Origin of the sequence: Nocardia sp. NPDC058499, assembly GCF_042719915.1 — a bacterium.
GTDB lineage: Bacteria > Actinomycetota > Actinomycetes > Mycobacteriales > Mycobacteriaceae > Nocardia.
In genome coordinates, this window is record NZ_JBHXMZ010000009.1 from 60,830 (window position 1) to 84,822 (window position 23,993).

Sequence of the window (23,993 nt, forward strand, 5' to 3'; positions counted from 1 at the left end):
CCGACCCTGTTCGGTCTCGCTCAGCGGAAAGGTGACAGTCGACATTTCGGGCACCCTTTATCGTCCGTTGTGCCAGCCGTCGTGACCTGGGTCACGAACAACCGCTCATCTGGTCCGCTACCCGCTCCGGTGCCGGCGCTGGTGCAGTGTCCGCGGTGCCGTAGGCCCGCGGGGTTCTGCTGCCGAATCCCTCGACCACGCCGCGGAATGTCGTAGATCCACGGGTGCCGACCGAGTGATCCGGCGACCGGAACCCCGGGCCCATCTCGTCTCAGGAGGACGTTCGATGTCCGATCCCTCATCCCGGCTCACCACCGGAAGCCTCGCAGGCATGCCGGGGTACAGATCCCCGGCGCTGATCATCACGGCGCTGATCCTCGCCGAATGCGTCAGTGCCTTCGAAGCCGGCACGATCTTCATCGCGTTGCCGCGGTTCAGTGAAATCTTCGGGGCGCCGGCCTCCACGACGGGTTGGGCGGTGACCGCCTACATGCTCGTCGCGGCGGCGACAGCCCTGGTCGGCGGCCGGCTCGGTGATATGTACGGCCGCAAAAAGGTTCTCATCGTCATCATGCTGGTCTCGGTGCTCGGCTCGGTGATCAGCGTTTTCGGTGACTCGATGGCGGCGATCATCATCGGGCGGGGTGTGCAGGGAGTTTCGGGTGCGATCCTGCCCCTCTGCTACGGCCTGGCACGTGAGGCCCTTCCGGCCGAGAAGGTGTCGATCGCGGTCGGATTCATCAGTGGCGCGGCCCTGCTGGCCGGTTCGGGGGGCTCCCTGATCGCCGGTGTCCTGCTCGATATCGCCGACTGGCATATGATCTTCGTTCTCGCCGCGGTCCTGGCCATCGTGGCTTCCGCCGTGGCGGCGGTGGTACTGCCGGGAGCGCATACCCGGTCGGAATTGCCCCGCTTCGACTATGTGGGCGCGATTCTGATGACGCCCGGCCTGATCGCCCTGCTGTACGGCATCACGCAGGGTCCGGCATGGGGGTGGACCAGCCCGGCCGTTATCGGGCTGATCGTCGCCGGCCTCGCCATCCTGGCGGTATGGACCTTCTGGGAGTTGGGCCGCAGCGAACCCCTGGTCGATTTCCGGGTGTTCGCGAGCAAACGTATGACGCTCAACCTGATCGCATTGTCGGTGCTCGCGCTCGGCCCCGCCGGTGCCGTGCAGATCGTGACTCCGATGATTCTGCAGTCGCCGACCTCGCTACCGGTCGGTCTCGGGATGTCGGCGACGGTCACCGGCCTGGTGGCCGGTATCGCGGCGCTGTTCGGTTTCGGCGCTTCGCCGCTCGCGGGCGCTGTCGCCGGCCGGTGGGGCGGCCGGACGGCCTTCCTCATCGGCGGTGCGCTGTTCGCCGTTGCCAACCTGATGATTCTGGTGGGCCATAAATCGCTACCGGTGATGATGGGTGTTTTCGCCGTCGCGGCGGTCGCGACTGCTTTCGCCTTCACCGGCTACCCGAAGATCGTGATCGAATCCGTGCCCGACAACGTCACCAGTGTCACCACGGGCATCCTGAGCACTGCCCGGCAGGCGTTCTCGGCGGTGGGGGTGGCGATCGTATCGGTCATGCTCTCGATGTGGACGGTTCCCGGGACCGCATCCCCCGCGTTGTCGTCGTTCAATGTGGCGGTGGGCTGGTTCATCGTCTGCTCGCTGATCGTGGCCGCCATCTGCTTGTTCATCGGCAGGCCGCAGCAGGAGCCGAAGACGGCCGGCGACAGCGTGACCGGTGAGGAGGGTGCCGCGGAATCGGCCGCATACGCTTGACCCGAGGCAGGTCGGCCCGCCGCTACCAGGGCTCCCCGGTAGCGGCGTCGACGGCCGGAGATCGCCGGACCGGCGGTCTCCGGCCGGGGGCGGGGCGGCGTCGTGCCTCGGGTTGTCGTCGCGGAGTGGCGGAGTCCACGCCGCGCCCCGGTTACTGCGGTAGGTCCCGATCACCGGGATCAGCGGCCGGAACGCGTGCTGTTCGCTGCCTACGATCCGGGGGTGACTTCGTCCGAATCCTCGCCCCGTGGACCGATAAAATCCGACCGTGACGTCATCACCGATACGGTGAACCGATATACCTACGCTCTCGACGACCGGGACTGGGCCCGGCTCGACGAGGTATTCGCACCGGACGCCGTGGCCCGCTACGGCGCCGCCGCGGCGCCCGCGGTGCGTGGCCGCCCGGAGATCGTGGCGATGATCCGGTCCTTCCTGGATCGGTGCGGCCCCTCCCAGCACCTGCTCGGTAACCACGTCATCGATATCGACGGTGATACTGCGACCTCGATCTGCAAGGCCCGGGTATTGCATATCGGTGCCGGCGAGAACTCGAACCTCACCTACGAATGTGTCGGCGTGTATCGGGACCGGCTGACCCGGACGGAGCAAGGATGGCGGATTGCCGAACGAACTTTCGTGATCGATATCGAGTTGGGGGACCGTCACGCGGTTCTCGGTGGTGGCTCCCGATAACGCCCGCTGCCGGTACGGCCGCGGCCGGAGCAGCCGGTGATCCCACCGTGCGGAATCAGTCCATTACGCCGGCTGCGGTCGTGGTAGACGTGTGACCTCCGGAATTCTTTGAAATGAAACGACCATGAGGCGGCGCTGCCGCGGCGGCAGCCGGCAGTTCCGGCCCCGGCCGGGTGTATCAGGAGGAAGTTATGAACGATTTCACGGGCCGTGTCGCGTTGGTCACCGGTGCCGCACGAGGTCAGGGCCGAGCGCATGCCGTCGCACTGGCCGAACGTGGCGCCGATGTGGTGATCTGCGACCGTTGCGAGGACGTGCCGGCGGTCGTTTATGCGATGGGACGCAAGGACGAACTCGCGGAGACCAAGGCGCTGGTCGAAGCGACGGGCCGGCGCTGTATCGCCGAGCAGGCCGACACCGCAGACCAGGCAGCCCTGCAGGCGCTGGTGGTCCGGGCCGAGTCGGAATTCGGCGGAATCGATATCGCGATCGCCAACGCCGGTGTGTCGGCGGGTGCACCCATCCAGGAGGCGTTCGACGGCCATTGGGCCGAGGTGATCGGGACGAACCTGACAGGTGTGTTCAATACTGTCGCCGCTGTTGCACCCGGCATGATCTCGCGGGGCTATGGGCGGATCATCACCATCAGTTCGATGCTCGGTCGTGGCGCGGCGCCGGGGCAGGCAGCCTACTGTGCGTCGAAATGGGGGGTTATCGGGATGACGAAGAGCGTGGCGCTCGATCTTGCTCCGCACGGTGTGACGGCAAACGTGGTGGCGCCGGGGAATATCGCAACTCCTATGGCGCAGAACGAGACCCTGTATCGGAAGATGCGGCCGGACCTGGAATCTCCGACTCTTGCCGATGCCGAACCGATCTTCTCGACGCTGCACGCCCAGCCGGTGCCGTTCCTCGATCCGTTCGAGGTGACCCGGGCGGTGCTGTATCTGGCCGATGAGGCGAGCGCGCATATCACCGGCACCGTGATGCCGGTCGATGCGGGAGCTGCGGCCCGCGTCACCGCCTGAGCCGATTTACGGCCGCCGGCGGTCCGGGCCGGTAGTTTCTACGGCCACCGCCGGGGTCCTGACACCCACGGCGGTCGCAGGCTGTCCGGGGCACGTGGCGTTGTCCCGCGAACGGTTATCGAATCCGCTGCAACAGTTCGGAATTGAGTCGGCGCACCAAGGCGCGCAAGCGATCGTGTGAGGCCGACCCGGGTTCGCTGAGCCGGAGTTGCAGCAGTTCGCGTCCCGCCGCGTGGAGCACTCGCGCCGTGTACTCCGGGTCCTCGAGGCCGGGAGTGAACCGCAGGAGTTGCTGGACGAAGAACTCGCGGACCACCGCCTCGGACTGCGCGAGCCGTTCGTAGAGTGCCGGGGGAGCGCCTTGTGGTGGAAACAGGAACAGCCGCCAGGTTGCGGGGCGGGCGTCGACGGCGTGCAGGAGGCTGTCGAAGGCGCGCAGGGCGGGATTGCTTTCCGTGCCATCGTCGCCGCTGGTGGAAACAGCATCGGCGAATTGGGAAGCAGCGCGACCGGCTTCGCGGTCGATCAAAGCGACGAACAGGCCCGAGAGATCGCCGAACAGCTGATACAGCAACGAACGATTGACACCGGCCGCCTCCGCGATGCGGTGAGGAGTCGCGGCATGAAAGCCCTCGGCGTCGACGATCGCCTGTGTGAGGTCGAGGATCTGCTCGCGCCGTGCCTCGGCGGGCATTCGCCGTCGCTGCTGCGAAGTCATGCTTGACAGCTTAACTAACAGTCCGTGAGTATTAACTCACACAGTGTTAGTTACTTGGAGGGCGCGATGCCTACGTACTACCCGGAACTTGCGCAGCGTGTGCGCAGTCAGGGCGAGCTACAGCCCGGCCTCTACGGTGACCTCGACTTCGGCAAACAGCCCTACCGCTTGGCGACCGCGCCCGGCGAGCCGTCGTCCCTGCCGCGCGGCGTCGCCGACCGGGATACGATCCTGGCCGACGACCGCGTCGTCGAGCTGCTGTCCACGGCCACGATGCTCGGCGATGTCGTCGCCGACCCGTACGCCGCCCTGTCCGCCGAGCACAGCGTCACCAGCCTGATCGGGATGGTCCACCGAGCCTGCCGAGAAGGCCTCGACGCCGTCCCCAAGGCCCCACCGGAGCTGGTCGCCTTCCTCTCCGCAATGGAAGCGACACCCGCCTGGCTCGACCCGGAACTGGTCCGGCAAGGGGCGAAGGCGGCACGCACCCCGGCCGCCCTGCTCGCCCCCTTCGTGACCAGGGGTGCCTTCATCGCCACTTTCACCAACACCTATGCGGCGCTGCCGATGGCGCTCACCGGTGCGCTGTCCGGCCGCCGCGCGGCCCGGCGCGTCAACGAAACGGCGTCGTTCTTCGCCGTCACCACCTTGCCCGGTGCGCTCGACCGCTACGGCCCGGGCTTCGAAGCGGCGGCCATGGTGCGGCTGATGCATTCGATGGTCCGGTACAACGCGCTGAAACGATCCGAGCACTGGGATACCGATATCTACGGGGTGCCGGTGCCGCAGGTCGACCAGATGCCGGCCGGAATGATCGACCTCTACCTCCTCGCCGTCCGCGTGCGCCGGCAAGGACGCAAAGAATTCACTGCCGGGGAACGCGCCCAAGTGGAATTCAGCCGGTACCGATGCTTCCTCCTCGGGCTGCCCGAGGAACTGCTGCCGACCACGCCCGCCGAGATCATCCACGTATTCCACGCCCGCGCCGCCCTCCTCCGTGACGGCTTCGACGACGCCACCTGCGGCGAACTGATCCGTTCGACGATGGCCGCCTACCTCCGCCCGCACGAATCCCGATTCGACCGGATGGCCGACGCGGTCGAGAAGAGTTACAGCAAGGCCGGTTTCGTCCTGGCGTTCTGCCGCGGCAGCCTGCGCGTCGGCCGCGGATTGGGAGTCACGCTCGGCCCGGCCGATTTCACCCGGATCGCGGTAGCCGCCCCCTTCCTCCTCGGCCGCCTCCTGCTCGTGGACCGCGCCGCGCGCATCCCGCTACTCGCCCCCGCCGTCGACCGCTACCTCGTGAAACTGATCGAGCGCCGGTTGGCCACCTACGGCAAACCCGAGTTCGTCAGCGACGCCCGCACCTACACCCCCGTCCTGGGCTGATACTGCCGCCCCACATTGCTCGGGGATGTTCATGTTGCGGCGCGGCCCGGTCGGTCCGGACCCATTACCGTCGAAGCTGTGAGCGCCCCGGCCGTCGCCGGGTTCGTGATCGCTGTCGGTCTACCGCTGCTGGTGATCGTGGCGGCGATCTGGTGACCGTAGTGACCCGGGTTCGCACCGAGTTCGGTCTCGGCGGCCCGGCCGGCGGCGACGTAGTCGGTGACATCGAATGGCCTCGTGCCGGTCACGCCACGAGTCGACCCGCCTCTGTACCGCGAATCGAGGCCGCCAGGAAAAGGATCCCACTGAGCAGGAGATTCGTATCACGCGGCGCCACCGGCTGCGAAGGTGGACCCACTGCGACGAGTTCCGCGGTCGCAATCACTTGACCAGGAGGTATCGTGAGCCCCACGACAGGCACCGGCGCTCGAGTCCGTGTCGTCGACACCGGTGCGCCGCCTGCACGTGACGTGCGAGGGGTGGCGCTGCCTCGGTCCGGCCCGTGACTTCTGCGACGGCCACCCGAATGAGATCGCCGCGTTCGGCATCGATCTCGCCGTGTTCCGGGCGAGCCGTGTCGTCCTGACCAACTCACCCCCACTATTTCCATTACCCGGACCAGGAGCTCCGATGTCCTACGAAGTACTCGACAAAATCGTCGCCATCGCCGACGAGATCCGCGCCGGCGCCGACGAAGGCGAATCCCTCGGCCGCTTGCCCGACGATATGGCCAAAGGCCTGAAGGATGCCGGGCTCATCCGGCTGCTGCAGCGCAAGAAGTACAACGGCTACGAAGCCCATCCGCGCGAGTTCGCCGAAACCGTGATGAAGACCGCGAGCATCTACGGTTCGGCCGGCTGGGTCGGCGGCATCGTCGGTGTGCATCCGTGGCAGCTCGCTTTTGCCGACCCGAAGGTGCAGGAGGAAATTCTCGGCGCCGACACCGATACCTGGCAGGCCTCGCCGTATATGCCGGCGGGTATCGCCGTGCCGACCGACGGCGGCTATGTCATGAACGGCCGCTGGCAGTTCTCCTCCGGCACCGACCACTGCGACTGGATCTTCCTCGGCGCGATGGTGGGCGGCGCCGACGGCGCACCGCTGATGCCGCCGAAGAGCCTGCACGTGATCCTGCCCCGTTCCGATTACGAGATCGTGGCGGATTCCTGGGATGTGGTCGGTCTGCGCGGTACGGGCAGCAAGGACATCGTCGTGAAGGACGCCTTCATCCCGGAATATCGGGTGATGGAGTCGGACAAGGTGATCGACGGGACTGCGGCCAAGGAGTACGGGGTCACCGAAACCCTGTACAAGATGCCCTGGTCCACCATGTTCCCGCTGGGTATCACTTCGGCGACCATCGGTATCTGCGAAGGTGTGCTCGCGGCCGGTGTCGACTATCAGCGCAACCGGGTCGGCGCGACCGGCACGCTGGTCAAGGACGATCCGTACGTCCTGCATGCGCTCGGTGAATCGGCGTCGGAAATCGATGGGGCCCGCCAGCAACTGCTGGCCAATGTCGACCGCATCTGGGACAAGGTCGACCGCGGCGAGGAGATCGATTTCGAAACACGCGCCGCGGTGCGCCGCGATCAGATCCGCGCCGCGTGGCGGGCGGTCCGTGCCGCCGACGAAATCTTCGACCGGGCCGGCGGTAACGCGCTGCGGATGGACAACGCACTCCAGCGCTTCTGGCGCGACGCGCACGCGGGCCTGCACCACGCCATCCATGTCACCAGCACCACCTATCACGCGGCGGCCATGGCGTCGCTCGGTGTGGAGGTCCCCGAGGGGCCACTGCGGGTGATGATCTGACCGGCCCCGGAAAGGATTACGGAGACACGATGACGGAAATCAAAGCGCTCGGTTATGTACGGGTTCAGGCCACGGATATGGATCGCTGGCGCGAACTCGGGTTCGAGGTATTGGGATTCGCGCCGGGTTTCGGTGACGAAACCGATGCCCTGCACTTCCGCATGGACGAGCGCGCCTCGCGTATCACCGTCGAGCGCGGTGACGTCGACCGGGTGACCGCGGTCGGCTGGGAGGTCCGGGACGCGCCCGCGCTGCGCCGGCTGATCGCCACGTTGGACGAGGCGGGTTGCGCGTATACGCCGATGTCGCAGGAACTGGCCGATCGGCGCAAGGTCGAGGCCGGTATCTGTATGAAGGATCCCGGCGGCACGCCGCTGGAGTTCTTCTACGGGCCCGTGCTCGAGCACAGTCCGGTGATCACCAAGTACGGCCAGAGGTTTGTCACCGGCGAGCAGGGCCTGGGCCATGTGGTGATGCCGACGACCAATTTCGACGAATCGTTCGCCTTCTACACCGAGACACTGGGTTTCCTGTCCCGCGGAGCTTTCCGGATGCCGGCACCGCCGGAAGCGGGTCCGCTGCGGATCCGGTTCATGGGTGTCAACCGCCGGCATCACAGCCTGGCGATCATGCCCAGTATGGAGGGGCGTGATCCGGGACTGATCCACGTCATGGTCGAGGTGGACGAGCTCGACGCGGTCGGCCGTGCCTACGACCAGGTGATGGCCCGCGATTTCCCGGTGTCCTCGACGCTGGGCCGGCATACGAACGACAAGATGATCTCCTTCTACGTGCGGGTACCCGGCGGCTGGGATATCGAGTACGGATACGGCGGCGAGCCGGTCGACGAGGCCTATTACACGGCCGAGGAGATCACCGCCGACAGCTATTGGGGTCACGAATGGCTGTGGGCACGGGAGATGAAGGAAGCGCAGCAAGCCGCGGCGGCCGCGGAAGCCGGCGAGGGGTAGTCGGCCCGATCTCGCGACAACCTCGGTGGTAGCGCCGGGCCGGGTGCATTGCGCCCGGCCCGGCGCACATCTATATCCGTGGCGTTCTCCTGGCCGAGGTACGGGCCGGTGCACACCTCGGTGACCGCGCGCACGATGGGAATCGAAATGGGGGACCGCTGGGTGGGAACAAGCGCTCGACTCGCGCCACAGGGACCTTAGTTTGACTTCGAACTCAGGTACCTCAGCGAGGAAGTGAATGTTGTGACAAGCCAGGACAGCGATTTCGATGCCGTCGTCGTCGGTGCCGGGATCTCCGGCCTGTACGCGGTGTACAAGTTCCGTCGGCGCGGTATGCGTGTACACGGTTTCGAATCCGCCGAGGGAGTGGGGGGTACCTGGTATCACAATCGGTACCCCGGGGCGCGGTGCGATGTCGAGAGTATCGACTACTCGTATTCGTTCGACGAAGAATTGCAGCAGGAGTGGACCTGGACCGAGCGGTTCGCCACCCAGGAGGAGATCCTGCGCTATCTCGACCATGTCGCCGATCGCCACGATCTGCGCTCGGCCTACGATTTCCTGACCCGGGTGACCTCGGCCGTCTACGATGAAGCGGCCGGCCGGTGGACTGTCACCACCGATACCGGGAAAACCGTGACCGCCCGATTCTGCATTCTGGCGACGGGCGTACTGTCGGCGACGAACAAACCGGATATTCCCGGCCGGGACCTCTTCGCGGGGGAGAATTACCACACCGGTGAATGGCCGCACGAGCCGGTCGATTTCACCGGTAAGCGCGTGGGCGTGATCGGGACCGGCTCCTCCGGTATCCAGTCGATACCGATCATCGCGGAAGAAGCCGATCAGGTCGTCGTTTTCCAGCGCAGCCCCAACTACTCGATCCCGGCCGGTAACCGGCGGTTGACCGAGGATGTGCTCGCCGAGGTGAAAGCCAATTATGCGGAGCGGCGCCGATTGTCCCGGATCAGCGGCGGTGGCACACCGAACAGCCCGCATCCCAAGGGGGCGCTGGAGGTCGACGAGGCCGAACGGACCCGGATCTACGACGAATGGTGGCAGCGCGGTGGATACCTGTTCACCAAGGCGTTCCCGGACCAGATGGTGAGCAAGGCAGCCAACGACACCGCGCGCGAATACGTCGAGGCGAAGATCCGGGACATGGTGGAGGATCCCGAGATCGCCGATCAGTTGATCCCCACCGATCACCCCATCGGTACCAAACGGATCGTCACCGATACGGGTTACTTCCAGACCTTCAACCGTGACAATGTCACTCTGGTCAACCTGCGGCGGACGCCGATCACCGAGATCACCGAGTCGGGTGTCCGGACCGGCGAAAAGTCCTACGATCTGGACATTCTCATCTTCGCGACCGGATTCGACGCCATGACCGGTTCGCTGTCGCGGATCGATATCCGCGGCCGGGACGGACGGGAACTGACCGCGGAGTGGTCGGCGGGGCCGCGGACCTATCTCGGGCTGGCCGTCGACGGTTTCCCGAATATGTTCATCATCTCCGGTCCCGGCAGCCCCAGTGTGCTCGCGAATATGGTGCTGATGGCGGAACAGCACGTCGACTGGATCGCCGAATGCCTGGATCATCTGGATTCCCACGAGATAGCCACCATCGAGGCGACCCGGGAAGCGGCCGGCGAATGGGTGGCCGAATGCAACGCCAAGGCCGCGGGAACGCTTTTCCCGACGGCGAATTCCTGGTACCTGGGCTCGAATATTCCCGGCAAACCGCGCGTATTCATGCCTTATATCGGCGGTTTCGGCAATTACAACACCCTCTGCGCCGAGGTGGCGGCGGCCGGATACAAGGGTTTCGCGCTCGACGGCCGGGCCGCGGCAGCGGGTAGTTGAGCGCCGCGCACGAATACCGCGGCGCGAGCGCGTCTTATTTCCTACGACGAAAAAGTGAGGACGTGGTCGAGATGGGCGGACAGCGAAGGTCGGATCTGCATCCGGATGTCGAGGCGATGCTGACGGCGCTGGAATCGTTTCCGGATGTCACCCAGCACACGGCGGCGGAACTACGCGAGATCATCTCCTCGCGCCGGGCGCCGTTGGCGCGTGAGCCGCAGATGCGGATCGCCGAGGACCGCATCATCGACGGCCCGGGCGGCGAGCTGGCCCTACGTATCTACGTGCCGCACGGCGGAACCGGCGTGCGACCGGTGGTGGTCTTCGCCCACGGCGGCGGGTTCGTTTTCTGCGATCTCGACAGCCACGACGAATTCTGCCGGTCGATGGCCGAAGCGGTCGACGCCGTGGTCGTCTCGGTCGACTACCGGCGGGCGCCCGAGCATCCCGGACCGGCGGCGCTGGAGGATATGTATGCCGCGGTGCGCTGGGCCGCCGGACACGCCGCCGAGTTCGGCGGCGACCCCGGCCGCCTGGCAGTCGCCGGGGACAGTGCCGGCGGCAATCTGGCGGCGACGGTGAGCCTGGCCGCTCGCGACCGCGGTGGCCCGGCGATCGCGGCGCAGATCCTGCTCTACCCGGTGATCGACGACGATTTCGGCACCGAGTCCTACCGGCTCTACGGCGAGAACTACTACAACACCACCGAGGCGATGCGCTGGTACTGGCAGCAGTACGCCCCGCACGGAACCGACAGTCCGTACCTGGTACCGACCCGCGCCGAATCGCTGGCACGCCTGCCCCGGGCGGTAGTGGTGACCGCCGAACTCGATCCGCCCTGCGCGGCCGGGGACGACTATGCCCGCCGGCTCGCGGACGCCGGGGTCCCGGTGACGGCGCACCGGTTCGACGGGTTGTTCCACGGTTTCCTGACCTTCCCGTCGTTGTCGCTCACCGCGCCGGCCCGGGAGAAGCTGTGGCAGATGATGCGGGACGTGCTCGCCGCGTCGGCTACATAGGACACGCTGTGCCGCTCACCGGGAGTATGCACCGGCGACTCCCGGTACCGGTGGCAGGCTCGGTACCCATGAGTACCCCAGTCGATACCCGAACCGTTCCCGAATTGCGGGAACTCCCGACCGAGCACGGCGTCCTGCGTTACCGCGAGGCCGGCGACGGCCCGCCCCTGCTCCTGCTGCACGGGTCCGGTCCCGGCGTCACCGGGTGGCGTAACTTCGGCGGTAACTTCGCCACCTTCGCCGAGCACTATCGGACGCTGGTCCTGGAGCTCCCCGGTTTCGGTGTCAGCGACGATTTCGGCGCGGTGCATCCGATGATGTCCGCTCAGCAGGCGGTCACCGCGTTTCTCGACGGGCTCGGGCTCGACCGGGTCCGCATCATCGGTAACTCGATGGGTGGTTTCGTGGCGACCGATTTTGCGCTCGCCGCCCCCGACCGGGTCGAGCGGCTGGTGACCATCGGCGGTATCGGTACGCCGGTGCTCAGCCCGCAGCCCGGGGAGGGGATCATCCGGCTCAGCGAGTTCGTCGACAATCCCACCCGTGAGGCTCTCGTGGCGTGGCTGCGTTCGATGGTGTTCGATCAGTCGCTGGTGACCGAGGAACTGATCGAACAGCGGTGGCAGCAGGCCACCGATCCGGGAACGCTGGAGAATTCGCGCCGCATGTACAGCAGCGCGGCGCTGGCCCGGATGGCCGCGGCCGCGCGCAGTGTGGACAGCACACCGAACTGGGCGAAACTGGGCGGGCTCGCGGTACCGACCCTGGTCACCTGGGGCCGCGACGACCGGGTCAGTCCCGTCGATATGGCCTTGCTCCCGATGCGCACCCTCCGCAACGGAGAGGTGCATATCTTCCCCAACTGCGGGCACTGGGTGATGATCGAACAGAAAGAAGCCTGGGAAGCTACCGTTCTGGCGTTCCTGCGCCGCTGACGCACGTATCGTTCGCGACTGTAGACGCGGATTACGGCGCCGGGTCGATCACCGGCGCCGTGATCGCGCAGAAGCTGTGGCAGATACGGTCTTTGACGATCTGGTTCGGGCTCTCCGGATCGAACCACTGATCTACGAGCGCCCAATGCACGGGATGGTTCATATAGGGACCGAGCAGGCCGTCGAGATCGGCGAATTCCTGCTCCCAGACATGCGTCCACTGCGAGGTGCCTGTGGCACGGTCGACGCGGCTCAACTGCCATGCCCGGATCGCCGGGATATGGCGGGGCATCTCCAGGGTCGCATGCTCGAACCGTGCGATCTCCGCCGGCGCGGCGTCGTCGTCCACGCGCAGGAGCAGGGTGCGGTAGACCGTCGACGGGTGCGCGTCCGCGCGGCGGCCGTATCGATCGTCGGCGTGGCCGGCCGGATACTCGGCGGAGTCGATATGTTCGATCGCCGAGCACGCCATGGCCTCGTCGACGAGATCGCGGTGCGATAACCAGTCGGATTTCGACGCGAACCGGAAATGGGCGAGGAGATCGCCACCGTTACGCACACCGGGCAGCGTCCGGGCGACCAGTGGGCGCCGGACGCCCGCGGCTTCCGCTCCTGCGGTGATCCGTTTGACCGTCATCTCCGTGGTCATGGCGTCCGCGGGATCGGCCAGGTGTAGCAGAAATGTCACCTCATACATCGCACAGTCCTTCCACATCCTCGGTGCGGCTCGCCATGGACCGGGTTCGTTCGACGATCACCGGCGCCATCGAATCCCACCATCGGGCCGGTTCGGGGTCGTGCCGGGCGCCGACCGCCGCCGCCCACCAGGCTTTCGGGCCGGGCACCGTCCAGGTGGCGGTGACGGTGTTGGTCTCACCGTCGATCCAGGCCGGTGGACTCACCAGGATCCGATCGAGCGTCAGCCCCCGTGCGCGTGCCTGCGGCGCGTAACCGCTGAGATACGCGTCGATGAAGGTGCGTGCGCTGCCGGGCGTGAGCACGATCCGATCGATGATGTAGATGGTGCGGTCGTCCATCGTTCGAACGTAAGCGCTGCCGTCTGGGCCGCTGCCGGTGCTTCCCGGTGGCCGGGAGTCTCACCCGGCGATGCTTGTAGGCTGCACGATCATGGCCGCCGACCCCGATTCCTACCCCAACCTGCCCGCGACCAGCTGGGCTGTTCTGGGCATGTTGTCCTTCGGTGAGGAACTGACCGGCAACGACCTGAAGAAATGGGCGGATTGGAGTATCGGCTTCTTCTATTGGAGCCCCTCGGTGAGCCAGGTCTACGGTGCACTGGAAAAGCTCGAGGATCTCGCGCTGGTGCGCTCCCGGGTGGTCGCCGACGAGGGGATGCGCGGCCGGCGGCTCTACGGGATCACCGATACCGGGTTGCGTGCCCTGCGGAACTGGTCGCGAGATTCCGAGATCGATATGCCGGTGCTCAAACATGGTGTGATGCTTCGCCTTTACCTGGGGCATCTGCACGATCCCGAGCGGCTGAAAGAGATCGTCCGCCGCCATATCGAGAACCTGCGGGAGCGTGCCCAGCAGGCGCAACTGCATGCCGATCACGCCGAACCGGAGCCCGGCTGGGCCTTCACGCAGATGAGTCTGCGGTGGTCGCAACGGTATTTCGCGGCGGAGATCGAACTGGCCGAACAGTTGCTGGCCGAAATCGACGAGGCGGCCGTGTGGTATCGCGAAGCGGCGGTGCGCGAAGACAACGGTATGCCGATCCCGCGGCAGCCGGGTAGGTGGCGCACGGCCGGTGAGGATTCCACCGACGATTCGTGACGACCGCGCGCGGCCGGTCAGCCCTCGGCGCGGACGCGCGGGGCGGTGGGCAGGGAACGCAAGATGTTGCGGCGCTGCAGAGTAGGCGTGACCCGCACTCCGGCGCAGACACTGCGCCAGATGGCGTGCGCGGCCAGCTGGACGGGCCTGATCATCCGGCTGTCGAAGGTCATCTCGGTCAGCGGCCCGCAGATGGACACCGCGGTGGTCGCCTCGCCGATCGGCCCGATCGGTGCGGCGATACATCCGAACCCGGGCAGTGCGCTGTGGCGTTCGACGGCGTAACCGAGATCGCGGATGCGGGCGTCGTCCGCTCCGTTGCCGCCGTCGAAGGCCAGCAGTGCCTTGCCGAGCGCAGTCTGCGACGCCGGCAAGCGTCCGCCCACCCTGGTCGGCACGTGCGCGGCGAGCCGGCCACCGATCTTGTCGAGGTAGACGATATCGCTGCCGTCGAGGACCGCCAGGTGCACCACCATGCCGGTGGCCCGGTAGAGGTGGTGCAGGTGTTCGCCGGAGGCGGCGTGGACCCGATCCTGGTGCACTGCGAGCGAGCCGAGCTCGACCAATCGGATCCCGAGGCTGTAGCGGCGGCCTTCGCGCCGCAGCCAGCGCAATTGGACGAGCCGATCCAGCATCCGGTGGGCGGAGGAGCGGGGCAGGCCGGTGCGGAGGACGACCTCCGCCAACCCGAGGGTCTCGCGGCCGTCGAAGGCGTCCAGTACGAGTGAGATGCGGTCGAGGATGGCGCTGGGGGCGGCGGCCGTTCCGGTCTGCGTCTCCTGGGTGGTGATCGTCATGCTTGGCTCCCTTGCCTACCTGCGCCATCGCTCTGACATGGCTATTTCTATTAGAAATAGTGCCATAGACCCCGTGGTATGTGAAGCAGATCACGAAGAAGGAGGTCAGAGTTGGTTCCCGCTCAATGGACACATGGGCGGGGACACCGGCTCGGGCGGCTTACCTTTACCTCCACTTGTCGTCCCGATCTGAATGTGGAGCCCGGACCAGATGGTGAAGAAAATGCCCCCGCTCGTACCCGCCCACGACACGATCGTCGATCTGCTCGTCATCGGTTCGGGCACCGGAATGTCGGCCGCCCTCGCCGCACACGAACTGGGGCTGTCGGTGGTGATCGCCGAGAAGACGGCCTACGTCGGCGGTTCGACCGCGCGTTCGGGTGGCGCCTTCTGGATTCCGGGAAGTTCGGTCCTGCCGGAGCCGCGCGAGCAGGGAGTGCGGGAAGCCGGAACGTATCTGAGCGCCGTCGTCGGCGAATCGGCCCCCGCCGAACGCGGCACCGCCTTCCTCGACCACGGCGCCGAAACCGTCGCGATGCTGGAGCGGACGACACCGATGCGGTTCTTCTGGGCCGAAGGCTATTCCGACTACCACCCCGAGAAACCGGGCGGTCGCGCCGAAGGCCGGACCTGTGAATGCCGTCCGTTCAACGCCTCGTTGCTGGGCCCGCAACGGCCCAGACTGCGGCCGGGCGTGATGAAAGCCTCGATGCCCATGCCTGTGACGGGCGCGGACTACAAATGGATGAACCTGGTCGCCCGGAAGCCGGCGAAGGCCCTGCCGCGCATCATGCGGCGGGCGGCGCTCGGTATCGGCGGCATGCTCATCGGACGGGAGTATCTGGCCGGCGGGCAGGCACTCGCGGCGGGCCTGTTCGCGGGTGTGCTACGTGCGGGTGTGCCGGTGTGGACCGAGACGAGCCTGGTGCGCCTGGTGCACGACGAGGGCCGGGTCTCGGGCGCCGTGCTGCGGCAGGGCGAACGCGAGGTCACCGTGCGGGCGCGCCGCGGCGTCGTGCTGGCGGCGGGCGGTTTCGACCACGATATCGCTGCCCGGCACAAGTACCAGTCCTCGGCGCTGATCCCGCACGCCAGTCTCGGTGCCGAAGGGAACACCGGGGACGCCATCGAAGCGGCGCAGGAACTCGGCGCCGGCACAGTCTCCATGGACCAGGCCTGGTGGTTCCCCGCTTACGCGCCCCTCCCCGGTGGCGCACCCGCCGTAATGCTCGCGGAACGATCCCTGCCGGGTTCGTTCGTGGTCGACCAGACCGGCCGGCGCTTCATCAACGAATCCACCGACTACATGACCTACGGGCAGCAGGTACTCGCCCGCGAACGGGACGGCGACCCGATCACCGAGATGTGGCTGGTCTTCGACCAGCGCTATCGCAACAGCTACATCATGGCCGGGGGTATCTTCCCCCGGCAGCCGATCCCGAATTCGTGGTACGAGGCGGGCATCGCGCACCGCGCCGACGACCCGGCAGCGCTGGCCCGGGCCATGGGCGTACCGGTGGACGCGTTCACCGGCACCTTCAACCAGTTCAACGGTTACGCCGAGACGGGTACGGACCCCGATTTCCAGCGTGGCGCAAGCGCTTACGACCGCTACTACGGTGATCCCACGATCAGTCCGAACCCGAATCTGGCCGCCCTGGGCACAGCGCCCTACTACGCGGTGAAGATGGTTCTCAGCGACCTCGGCACCTGCGGCGGCGTCGTCGCGGACGAGCACGCCCGGGTCCGCCGGGAGGACGGTAGTCTCATCGAAGGCCTGTACGCCATCGGCAACACCGCCGGAAACGCCTTCGGTGCGACCTACCCCGGTGCCGGCGCCACGATCGGACAGGGTCTCGTGTACGGCCTCATTGCCGCCCGGCACGCCGCCGCGAGCGGCGTCACCGAATCTGTGGCTCCCGCGTCCGGCGAGTAGGAACCGCGCACATCGAGTGCCGGTCGAGCGCCCGCTGAAGCCGCCGGTTGCGCGAGTCGTCCGCCGGCCCGGAAGGCCGCGTAGCCCGGCTCTCGGGACGGCCCACGCACTGCGTGGGCAGCCGGGCCTCTGGCGCGTTCTGCTTCGAGTGTGCGGAGACGGCGGTCCGCTCCGGCGCCCGGACACTATCTCAGCGGAGTGGCCCGGATGCTTGCTGCATCCGGGCCACTCTCGTCAAAGGCGCTGGACGTGCCCACTACATATGCGAGCCGCCGTCGACCCGGACCTCGGTACCGGTGACGAAGTAGGCGTCCGGCGAGCCCAGCATGGCCACCACCGACGCCACCGCGTCCGGCCCGGCGAAGATCGCGCCACCGTCCAGCGGTAACGCGGGGGAGGCTTTGGCGAACATCCCGAGATCCACGTCCGCGGGCAGTCCGGGACCGCTGCTCTGCTTGGCGGCGCCGGTGCCGTCGGTCATCCCGGAGGAGATCGACCCGGGTTGTACGGAATTGAACCGGATCCCCTGCTTGCTGAACTCCAGGGCCAGGGCGTGGGTCATCGCCTGGATACCGCCCTTGGAGGCGGCGTAGGCCGACATATACGGATGGGCGAAAGCCGCCGAGGTCGAGCTGAAGTTCACCACGGCCGGACCTACACCCTCCCGCAATGCGGCGATCGATTCCCGGGTCACCAGGAAGGTGCCGATGAGGTTGATGCGGACCACCTGTTCGAAATCGGCGAGGGTTGTCTGCTCGAAATGCGCGGAGCGGAGAACGCCGGCCGCGTTGACGAGGGTGTCCAGGCCACCGAGCCGCTGTACCGCCTCGCCGACACCCGCCCGCACCGACTCCTCGTCGGCGATATCCATCGTCACGGTGCTCAGTGCGGGGGAGTTCGCCTTCTCGGTGGTATCCCGCAGGCCGGCGTCGCTGATATCCGCGGCCACCACCTGGCCGCCTTCCTCCAGGATGCGTAGTACACAGGCCTGGCCGATACCCGACCCGCCACCGGTGATCAGTACCCGTCGGCCGGTGTACCGCTGGAGAACTCCCATATCGGTTTGCTCCTGTACTCGGGGGCGGAACTCAGTGCGGCGCCGCCCGGACTGCCGAGGTTGGCACAGCACGGCCCGGCTCCGGAACGCGGGTTCCGCTCAGTGGGCGCCCGGCCTCGGTTCACCCCTGGGCCGGTATCGAGCGGGTACGGCCACTTCACGAGGCGGAACGCCCATTGCGTCGATCCCTGGGGCTGCACGATGTGCCATTCAGTGGAAAGACCACGGGGCGTATCGCCTTCTTCGCGTCATGATCGAGATCGGGGCGGAGGCGTGTACTCGCGCTACCTGCTCACCGGCGACTCACGAGAACGCTACTTCGGGCGCCGGGCACCGCAACCACCTGGAATTGTTCATCGAACCGGATCGGCAGGCTATATGTTCTCGGAACACGCGTTCTTCTCCTTCATCGATCTCACCGATCCCAGCGTGCATCGCGAATACAACGAATGGCATCAACTCGACCACCGTCCGGAGAACCTGCTGCTACCGGGTGTCGCCTGGGGCGATCGGTGGGCAAGGCCCGCCGAATATGCCGCGCTGGACGGGGCTTCGTCGCCGGAGCTCGCCGAAATCGACTACGTGGCGATGTATTGGTTCCGCCCGCCCTATGAGGAGAGTGTCGCGGCGTGGACCAAACTGGGCGAGGACTCCTTCCAATGGGGCCGGGGGCCGCAACTGCCCGGGGTCAGGCGCCCGCTGCTCGGGTTCTTCACACCGGTCAAGGGCTATGCGGCACCGCGCATCGGAGTGTCGGCCGACGCACTGCCCTTCCGGCCCAACCGCGGTCTACATCTGACCGTCACCCACTTCGGCGAACCGCACGGAGCCGATGTGCACGAGCAGTTCCGCTGGGACGATCGCGTCGGGATTCCCGCGCTACTCGAATGCCCGGGGGTCGCGGGCGCGTGGACCTTCTCGCTGCATTCGATGCAGAAACATCCCACTCTGCCCCTCGGTGCCGGCAACCGCGAATTCGCGCCGGGGTCGGTCCGTATCCGGATGCTGTACCTCGATGGCGATCCCGCCGACGTGACCCGTGCGGTGGTGGAACTGGAACAGGATCTGACCGACGGCAGCGGTGCGACGCGACCGGTCGTCGGGGAAACGCTGTTCGACGGTCCGCTGCGGACGATCATTCCCTGGCAGGACTGGTAACCGGTCACCGGGACAGCCGGGCGCTCTCGTCTCCCCCTCAGCTGGGGATGTGCCGGAACAGGGTGACAGTGACTCACCGGTGCACCACACTGAGAGGGTTTGGAATATGCGGGAGGAGAGTCGTCATGGCTTCTCGGTACACAGCGGCGGTCGAGCGTGAGATCACCGATATGCGAACACAATACGAGACCTGGGTGGCCAACGGTGAACCGTGGTCGTTGCGGGAGCTGTTCAGCACAGCGGATTGCGATATCGCAGAGTACTGCAGCGAGTTCCGTCCCAGCGAATTCGGTGCGCAGGCATGTGCCGAGGTCGAACGTTACTGCCGGGCGAAGGGTATATGGCTGGAACCCGGTGGCGCGCACTACAACAGCATGACACCGTATCTGCATCCGGGACCGGTCAGCGCGCAGCGGCTGACCGTGATCGGATTGTTCAACGCAATCCTGTTCTGGCTCAACGATACCGTGGGCCGGGAGAAGTACGGTCATTTACCGGAGTCCGAACAAGGCCGGGCGCGTGCGGAACTCGAGCGCCTGTGCCGCCTGCTGGAAACCCGGGAACCTCCCGCGGACCCGTCCCCGGTCGCAGCGGCGACGGTCGACTTCCTGTCGCAGGTCGGTGAGTTGTCGGATCCACGGTGGCTCGCCGAATTCCTCGTTTCGACCGTGGCGCATCTGCGCACCGCCATCCGGGACCAGAACGCCCGGGCCCGTGGCGATCTGCTGACCGTCGCGGAGTACATCGATCTGCGCGCGCAGGTATCGGGTATGTATCCGGCCATCGCGCTGTGCGAGTTCGGCCGCGACAGTTACCTGGACGAGGACCGGCTGGAGCGGGCCGGGCTGATCGCGGACTTACGCCGATTACGCGTGCTCACTGCGGAAATCGGTGCCTTGATGAACGACATGTTCTCCTTCGAGAAGGAGTGCATTGCGGACCGGTCGGATTTCAACCTCATCCCGGTCTGCCTGCTCAACACGCCCGGCGCAACCTTGGCCGACGCGGTACGCGACGCCGGCACCATGGTGCGCGACCGAATCACCGAGTTCCGGCGGCGCCACGACGCGCTGGCGGACCGCTGCCGCGAACCCGGCCTTGCCGATACGGATCTCGCCGCGCAACTGCAAGTGCATCTCGCCGACCTCGCCGGTTGTGTCCAGGCGAGCTGGGTATGGCAGCTGGTCACCACCCGGTACAAAGGAACGAGTATTTTCTCGGAGAACACCACCCCCGTCCCGCCGGAGCACGGCCGATGAGCAATGATGGTGATCATCAAGGGTAGCCACCCCACCTTTCGGTAGGCGATGTTCCATGGCTGCGAACGGGGCGGTGGCGGGCACAGCGGCGAAGGGGAGCGATGGAGTCGGAGCACAGCGAACTGGTTCGAGCGTGGTCTGCGGCCCTCCATGCGACCAGTGGCTCCGCACCCTCCGATCCGAGCATCTACCACCTGCTCAGCTGGCTGGTGCACGATCTCGCGCATGCGCTCACCACCACACCGTTCGATTTCGACGCCGGAGCCCGGGCGGGCGCCGCCCTGGCGGCCGCGGATCTGCCGGCACCCGATGTGGTGGCCACCTCGGTTCCGGTGCTGTGGTCGCTCGCGGGTTCGGACAGCGATCCCGAAACGATCCGGCGGATGACGGTCCTGCTGGCCAAACTCGGCGAAGGTTTCGGTATCCGCCGGCAGATGCTGTTCGCGCCGCCGGACGCTCCCGGTGAGGTGGCGCAACGGATGGACGAGCGTTTCCGGGTCGTTTTCGACAATGCGGCGGTGGCCATCGCCATCGGCGATACCAACGGCGTGCTGCTCAACGCCAACAAGGCGCTCGCGGATATGATCGGCGTCCCTGCCGATGATCTACGCGGTATCTCGGTCTACGAATTCGCCCACCCCGAGGATCGCGAACATATCCGCAGGCTCGTCTACGAGCGTTTGGTACCGCATAAACAGGGCACGGTGAAACTGGAACAGCAGATCGGGCGGGCCGACGGCAGCTACGGGTGGGCGTCGTTCTCCATCACCTTCGTCGAGGGTCAGGTGGGCCATCCCGACTATCTGCTGGCCGTGGGAGAGGATGTCACCGAACAGCACCGGATGCGCGAGGAGTTGCACCGGCAGGCGCGCCACGACTTGCTGACCGGGCTGCCGAACCGGCGTCAACTGCTGGAATGGCTGGATTCGACGATCCGCGACGCGGGCCCGCGGGACCGGATCGGATTGTGTTTCGTGGACCTGGACCGGTTCAAGTACATCAACGACCGGTACGGGCACGGCACCGGCGACAAGGTCCTCACCGCAGTCGCGAACCGGTTGCACGACAGTGTGGTGGAGTTCGATTGCCTGGTCGCGCGGATCGGCGGCGACGAGTTCGTGACACTGGTCCCGCCACCCGTCGACGACGACCGGATGACTCAGGTGGCCGAACGGTTGCTGGGCGCCCTGTCCGATCCCGTGCTCATCGGCGGGCACCGGCTCAACGTGTCGGCCAGTATCGGAGCGGTGGTGACAACGGTCGAGGGCGGGCAGGCGGAGGCCTTGCTGGATGCCGCCGATACCGGGCTGTATCACGCGAAGAACAGTGGAAAGGCGCAGTGGGTGCTGCACACCATGCCCGTCGGGGAGGGCGCCGAACGCACCTGACCCGACGAGAAAGGCTCCGCACCCGTGGGGTGCGGAGCCTTCAAGTCACACGAATCAGATCGTGCGGACGTCCTGAGCCTGCGGGCCCTTCTGGCCCTGGCCGATCTCGAACTCTACCCGCTGACCCTCTTCGAGAGTTTTGAAGCCCGAGCCCCCGATAGCCGAGTAATGAACGAAGACGTCAGGACCGCCTCCGTCTTGGGCGATGAAGCCGAAGCCCTTCTCGCCGTTGAACCATTTCACGCTGCCTTGCGCCATGCTTTAATACTTCATTCCTGTAGATGAGCCGCACAGATCACTTCGATTAGCGCAGTCTCGGTGAGCTAGTATGGCACACGCGTCACTGATTCGTCGAGGGGGGTTACTTCAGGTGTGCACGGTACGGACTCCCGCCGCGGTCCCGGTGGTCCGGGGCCCTTGTTGGTAACGGCGAAAGACAGTGACGGACAAGTGGTCTGGAGAGCCGATCGGCCGTGCCCTCAGCGACGTTTCGGATCGAACGTGGACTCGACATCGGATTTCGCGACAGCCTTGGCCTTCTTTTCCGCACGCTTTTCCTTCAGCGTTTTTCCGGATTTCTTGGTGGCGTCGCCACGGGGAGATTTATCGGACATGATTGTCCTTCGTTTCGCCGGACCTGAGCGGTCCCGTTGCCCCCACCGTACGCGACGCCGCCGGGTACGGTGCGGAAACAGCCCGGCGTTGCGCCCCCGGGTGCCGCGGGCTATTCCTCGGTGAGCCGGCCCGCCGTCATATGCCAGCGGCGGGTCGCATGCACGGAATCCAGCATCCGGCGGTCGTGGGTGACCAGTAGCAGCGTGCCGGTGAAGGAGTCGACGGCCTGCTCGAGCTGTTCGATGGCCGGAAGGTCGAGGTGATTGGTCGGTTCGTCGAGAACGAGCAGGTTCACCCCGCGCGCCTGCAGCAGGGCCAGCGCGGCGCGGGTGCGTTCGCCGGGGGAAAGGGTGTCGCAGGCGCGGGTGACGTGCGGTCCGCGCAACCCGAACTTCGCGAGCAGCGTCCGCACGTCGGCATCCGGCCAGTCGGGAACGGCCGCCCCGAAGGTCGTAGCGAGCGTCCCGGCACCACGGAACAGGCCGCGGGTCTGGTCGACCTCCCCGATCTGCACGCCGGAACCGAGCGCGGCGGTGCCGGTATCGGGGGCGAGCCTGCCGAGCAGCAAAGCCAGCAGGGTCGATTTACCGGAGCCGTTCGCGCCGGTCAGCACGATGCGATCGGCCCAGTCGATCTGGGTGGTGACGGGCCCGAGCGTGAACTCGCCGCGGGTGACGGTGGCATTGCTCGCCGTCGCGACCACCGAACCGCTGCGCGGCGCCGCCGCGATCTCCATCCGCAGCTCCCACTCCTTGCGCGGTTCTTCCACCACGTCGAGCCGTTCGATGCGGCGCTGCGTCTGCCGGGCCTTGGCGGCCTGTTTCTCGGTGGATTCGGCGCGGGTCTTGCGCGTGACCTTGTCGGAATCGTTCTTGCTCTTGCGGCGCGCATTGCGGACACCGTGCTCGAGCCAGTTGCGCTGCATCCGCGCCCTGGCCTCCAAAGCGGCTTTGGTATCGGCGAATTCGTCGTACGCCTCGCGGGCGTGCCGGCGCGCGATCTCGCGTTCGGTCAGGTAGGACTCGTAGCCGCCGTCGTAGAAGTTGATCTGCTGCTGGGCGAGATCCAGTTCGAGAACCGCGGTCACCGTGCGGGTCAGGAATTCACGGTCGTGGCTGATGATCATCAGCGGCACCCGGACTCCGGTGACGAACCGTTCGAGCCGGTCGAGACCGTCGAGGTCGAGATCGTTGGTGGGTTCGTCGAGTAGCAGGATATCGAAGCGCGACAACAGGACCGACGCGAGACCGGCGCGGGCGGCCTGCCCACCGGACAGTCCCGTCATCGGGGTGGCCGGCCCGCCCGCGAGGCCGTCGGTGAGGCCGAGATCGGCGGCGACCTCCGCGGCGCGCTGTTCGAAATCGGCGCCGCCGAGGGCGAGCCAGTGTTCGAGAGCGGGGGAGTAGTCGTCGCCTCCGCCGTCGGCGAGTCGTTCGGCGGCGGCGTCCATGACCCGCTGGGCGTGGGCGACACCGGTCCGGCGGGCGAGATAGTCGAGCACGGATTCGCCCGCGGTGCGCTCGGGTTCCTGCGCCAGGTAGCCGACGGTCGCGTCGGGCGGACTGAGGGTGAGACTGCCCTCCTCCGGGGCGCCGTCGGCGAGCATGCGCAGCAGCGTCGACTTACCGGCGCCGTTGACGCCGACCAGCCCGATCACATCGCCGGGAGCGAGAGTCAGATCGAGGCCGGCGAACAGGGTGCGTTCGGCGTGCCCGGCCGAGAGGCCACTGGCCTGCAATGTTGCGCTCACCGCGCATATTCTGCCC

General features: G+C 66.7%; 23 protein-coding genes. 14 read left to right on the top strand and 9 right to left on the bottom strand.

The window, feature by feature from the left end; translation table 11 throughout:
- Nucleotides 1–286 precede the first annotated feature (286 nt).
- From ACFWPH_RS25075 to ACFWPH_RS25085, 3 genes are all read left to right on the top strand, one after another.
- Complete coding sequence (locus ACFWPH_RS25075; protein ID WP_378754553.1) at nt 287–1,780, top strand: MFS transporter; 1,494 nt, start codon at nt 287–289, stop codon at nt 1,778–1,780.
- A 222-nt stretch (nt 1,781–2,002) separates the two neighbouring features.
- The gene (locus tag ACFWPH_RS25080; RefSeq protein ID WP_378754554.1) at nt 2,003–2,476 is read left to right on the top strand and encodes a nuclear transport factor 2 family protein; all 474 of its coding nucleotides are present in this window, start codon (nt 2,003–2,005) and stop codon (nt 2,474–2,476) included.
- Nucleotides 2,477–2,667: 191 nt separating this feature from the next.
- Nucleotides 2,668–3,504, top strand: a complete 837-nt coding sequence (locus tag ACFWPH_RS25085) for a mycofactocin-coupled SDR family oxidoreductase (RefSeq protein WP_378754555.1) — start codon at nt 2,668–2,670, stop codon at nt 3,502–3,504.
- A 115-nt stretch (nt 3,505–3,619) separates the two neighbouring features.
- On the opposite strand, the gene ACFWPH_RS25090 is transcribed toward ACFWPH_RS25085, so the two are convergent.
- Complete coding sequence (locus ACFWPH_RS25090; protein ID WP_378754798.1) at nt 3,620–4,198, bottom strand: TetR/AcrR family transcriptional regulator; 579 nt, start codon at nt 4,196–4,198, stop codon at nt 3,620–3,622.
- A gap of 90 nt (nt 4,199–4,288) precedes the next feature.
- Between ACFWPH_RS25090 and ACFWPH_RS25095 the strand changes: the two genes are divergently transcribed.
- Nucleotides 4,289–5,611, top strand: a complete 1,323-nt coding sequence (locus ACFWPH_RS25095) for a DUF2236 domain-containing protein (RefSeq protein ID WP_378754556.1) — start codon at nt 4,289–4,291, stop codon at nt 5,609–5,611.
- 29 nt (nt 5,612–5,640) lie between these two features.
- On the opposite strand, the gene ACFWPH_RS25100 is transcribed toward ACFWPH_RS25095, so the two are convergent.
- Nucleotides 5,641–5,859 (bottom strand): hypothetical protein, encoded by a 219-nt coding sequence (locus ACFWPH_RS25100; RefSeq protein ID WP_378754557.1) that lies wholly within the window; start codon nt 5,857–5,859, stop codon nt 5,641–5,643.
- A 382-nt stretch (nt 5,860–6,241) separates the two neighbouring features.
- Between ACFWPH_RS25100 and ACFWPH_RS25105 the strand changes: the two genes are divergently transcribed.
- The 5 genes from ACFWPH_RS25105 to ACFWPH_RS25125 all read left to right on the top strand — a co-directional run bounded on the left by ACFWPH_RS25105 (nt 6,242) and on the right by ACFWPH_RS25125 (nt 12,220).
- Complete coding sequence (locus ACFWPH_RS25105) at nt 6,242–7,426, top strand: acyl-CoA dehydrogenase family protein (RefSeq protein ID WP_378754558.1); 1,185 nt, start codon at nt 6,242–6,244, stop codon at nt 7,424–7,426.
- A gap of 29 nt (nt 7,427–7,455) precedes the next feature.
- Nucleotides 7,456–8,397 carry a VOC family protein gene (locus ACFWPH_RS25110; protein WP_378754559.1) on the top strand — a complete coding sequence of 314 codons (942 nt, stop codon included), beginning with the start codon at nt 7,456–7,458 and terminating at the stop codon, nt 8,395–8,397.
- 243 nt (nt 8,398–8,640) lie between these two features.
- Complete coding sequence (locus tag ACFWPH_RS25115; RefSeq protein WP_378754560.1) at nt 8,641–10,266, top strand: flavin-containing monooxygenase; 1,626 nt, start codon at nt 8,641–8,643, stop codon at nt 10,264–10,266.
- 71 nt (nt 10,267–10,337) lie between these two features.
- Nucleotides 10,338–11,285, top strand: coding sequence for an alpha/beta hydrolase (locus tag ACFWPH_RS25120; protein ID WP_378754799.1), 948 nt, complete (start codon nt 10,338–10,340; stop codon nt 11,283–11,285).
- A gap of 68 nt (nt 11,286–11,353) precedes the next feature.
- On the top strand, nt 11,354–12,220 hold the full coding sequence (locus ACFWPH_RS25125) for an alpha/beta fold hydrolase (protein WP_378754561.1): 867 nt from the start codon (nt 11,354–11,356) through the stop codon (nt 12,218–12,220).
- A gap of 31 nt (nt 12,221–12,251) precedes the next feature.
- Here ACFWPH_RS25125 and ACFWPH_RS25130 read toward each other — a convergent pair whose 3' ends face one another.
- Both ACFWPH_RS25130 and ACFWPH_RS25135 read right to left on the bottom strand, forming a co-directional pair.
- Nucleotides 12,252–12,917 (bottom strand): Dabb family protein, encoded by a 666-nt coding sequence (locus ACFWPH_RS25130; RefSeq protein ID WP_378754562.1) that lies wholly within the window; start codon nt 12,915–12,917, stop codon nt 12,252–12,254.
- On the bottom strand, nt 12,910–13,257 hold the full coding sequence (locus ACFWPH_RS25135; protein ID WP_378754563.1) for a hypothetical protein: 348 nt from the start codon (nt 13,255–13,257) through the stop codon (nt 12,910–12,912). The genes ACFWPH_RS25130 and ACFWPH_RS25135 overlap by 8 nt, the downstream gene beginning before the upstream one ends.
- Nucleotides 13,258–13,348: 91 nt before the next feature.
- On the opposite strand from ACFWPH_RS25135, the gene ACFWPH_RS25140 reads away from it, so the two are divergent.
- Nucleotides 13,349–14,017: a helix-turn-helix transcriptional regulator gene (locus ACFWPH_RS25140; protein WP_378754564.1), complete on the top strand. Its 669-nt coding sequence runs from the start codon at nt 13,349–13,351 to the stop codon at nt 14,015–14,017.
- A 17-nt stretch (nt 14,018–14,034) separates the two neighbouring features.
- On the opposite strand, the gene ACFWPH_RS25145 is transcribed toward ACFWPH_RS25140, so the two are convergent.
- Nucleotides 14,035–14,814, bottom strand: coding sequence for an IclR family transcriptional regulator (locus ACFWPH_RS25145; RefSeq protein ID WP_378754565.1), 780 nt, complete (start codon nt 14,812–14,814; stop codon nt 14,035–14,037).
- A 223-nt stretch (nt 14,815–15,037) separates the two neighbouring features.
- Between ACFWPH_RS25145 and ACFWPH_RS25150 the strand changes: the two genes are divergently transcribed.
- On the top strand, nt 15,038–16,750 hold the full coding sequence (locus ACFWPH_RS25150; protein WP_378754566.1) for a 3-ketosteroid-delta-1-dehydrogenase: 1,713 nt from the start codon (nt 15,038–15,040) through the stop codon (nt 16,748–16,750).
- Nucleotides 16,751–17,006: 256 nt separating this feature from the next.
- Here ACFWPH_RS25150 and ACFWPH_RS25155 read toward each other — a convergent pair whose 3' ends face one another.
- Entirely contained in the window at nt 17,007–17,807 is an 801-nt protein-coding gene (locus ACFWPH_RS25155) for an SDR family NAD(P)-dependent oxidoreductase (protein ID WP_378754567.1), read from the bottom strand.
- 378 nt (nt 17,808–18,185) lie between these two features.
- Between ACFWPH_RS25155 and ACFWPH_RS25160 the strand changes: the two genes are divergently transcribed.
- The 3 genes from ACFWPH_RS25160 (at nt 18,186) to ACFWPH_RS25170 (ending at nt 21,612) form a co-directional block, all read left to right on the top strand.
- Nucleotides 18,186–18,965: a hypothetical protein gene (locus tag ACFWPH_RS25160; protein ID WP_378754568.1), complete on the top strand. Its 780-nt coding sequence runs from the start codon at nt 18,186–18,188 to the stop codon at nt 18,963–18,965.
- A 125-nt stretch (nt 18,966–19,090) separates the two neighbouring features.
- The gene (locus ACFWPH_RS25165; RefSeq protein WP_378754569.1) at nt 19,091–20,224 is read left to right on the top strand and encodes a terpene synthase family protein; all 1,134 of its coding nucleotides are present in this window, start codon (nt 19,091–19,093) and stop codon (nt 20,222–20,224) included.
- A 101-nt stretch (nt 20,225–20,325) separates the two neighbouring features.
- The gene (locus tag ACFWPH_RS25170; protein ID WP_378754570.1) at nt 20,326–21,612 is read left to right on the top strand and encodes a diguanylate cyclase domain-containing protein; all 1,287 of its coding nucleotides are present in this window, start codon (nt 20,326–20,328) and stop codon (nt 21,610–21,612) included.
- Between the two features lie 54 nt (nt 21,613–21,666).
- Here ACFWPH_RS25170 and ACFWPH_RS25175 read toward each other — a convergent pair whose 3' ends face one another.
- The 3 genes from ACFWPH_RS25175 to ACFWPH_RS25185 all read right to left on the bottom strand — a co-directional run bounded on the left by ACFWPH_RS25175 (nt 21,667) and on the right by ACFWPH_RS25185 (nt 23,977).
- Nucleotides 21,667–21,870 carry a cold-shock protein gene (locus ACFWPH_RS25175; protein ID WP_195053545.1) on the bottom strand — a complete coding sequence of 68 codons (204 nt, stop codon included), beginning with the start codon at nt 21,868–21,870 and terminating at the stop codon, nt 21,667–21,669.
- A 221-nt stretch (nt 21,871–22,091) separates the two neighbouring features.
- Entirely contained in the window at nt 22,092–22,226 is a 135-nt protein-coding gene (locus ACFWPH_RS25180; protein WP_378754571.1) for a hypothetical protein, read from the bottom strand.
- 110 nt (nt 22,227–22,336) lie between these two features.
- Entirely contained in the window at nt 22,337–23,977 is a 1,641-nt protein-coding gene (locus ACFWPH_RS25185; RefSeq protein ID WP_378754572.1) for an ABC-F family ATP-binding cassette domain-containing protein, read from the bottom strand.
- Nucleotides 23,978–23,993: the final 16 nt, after the last annotated feature.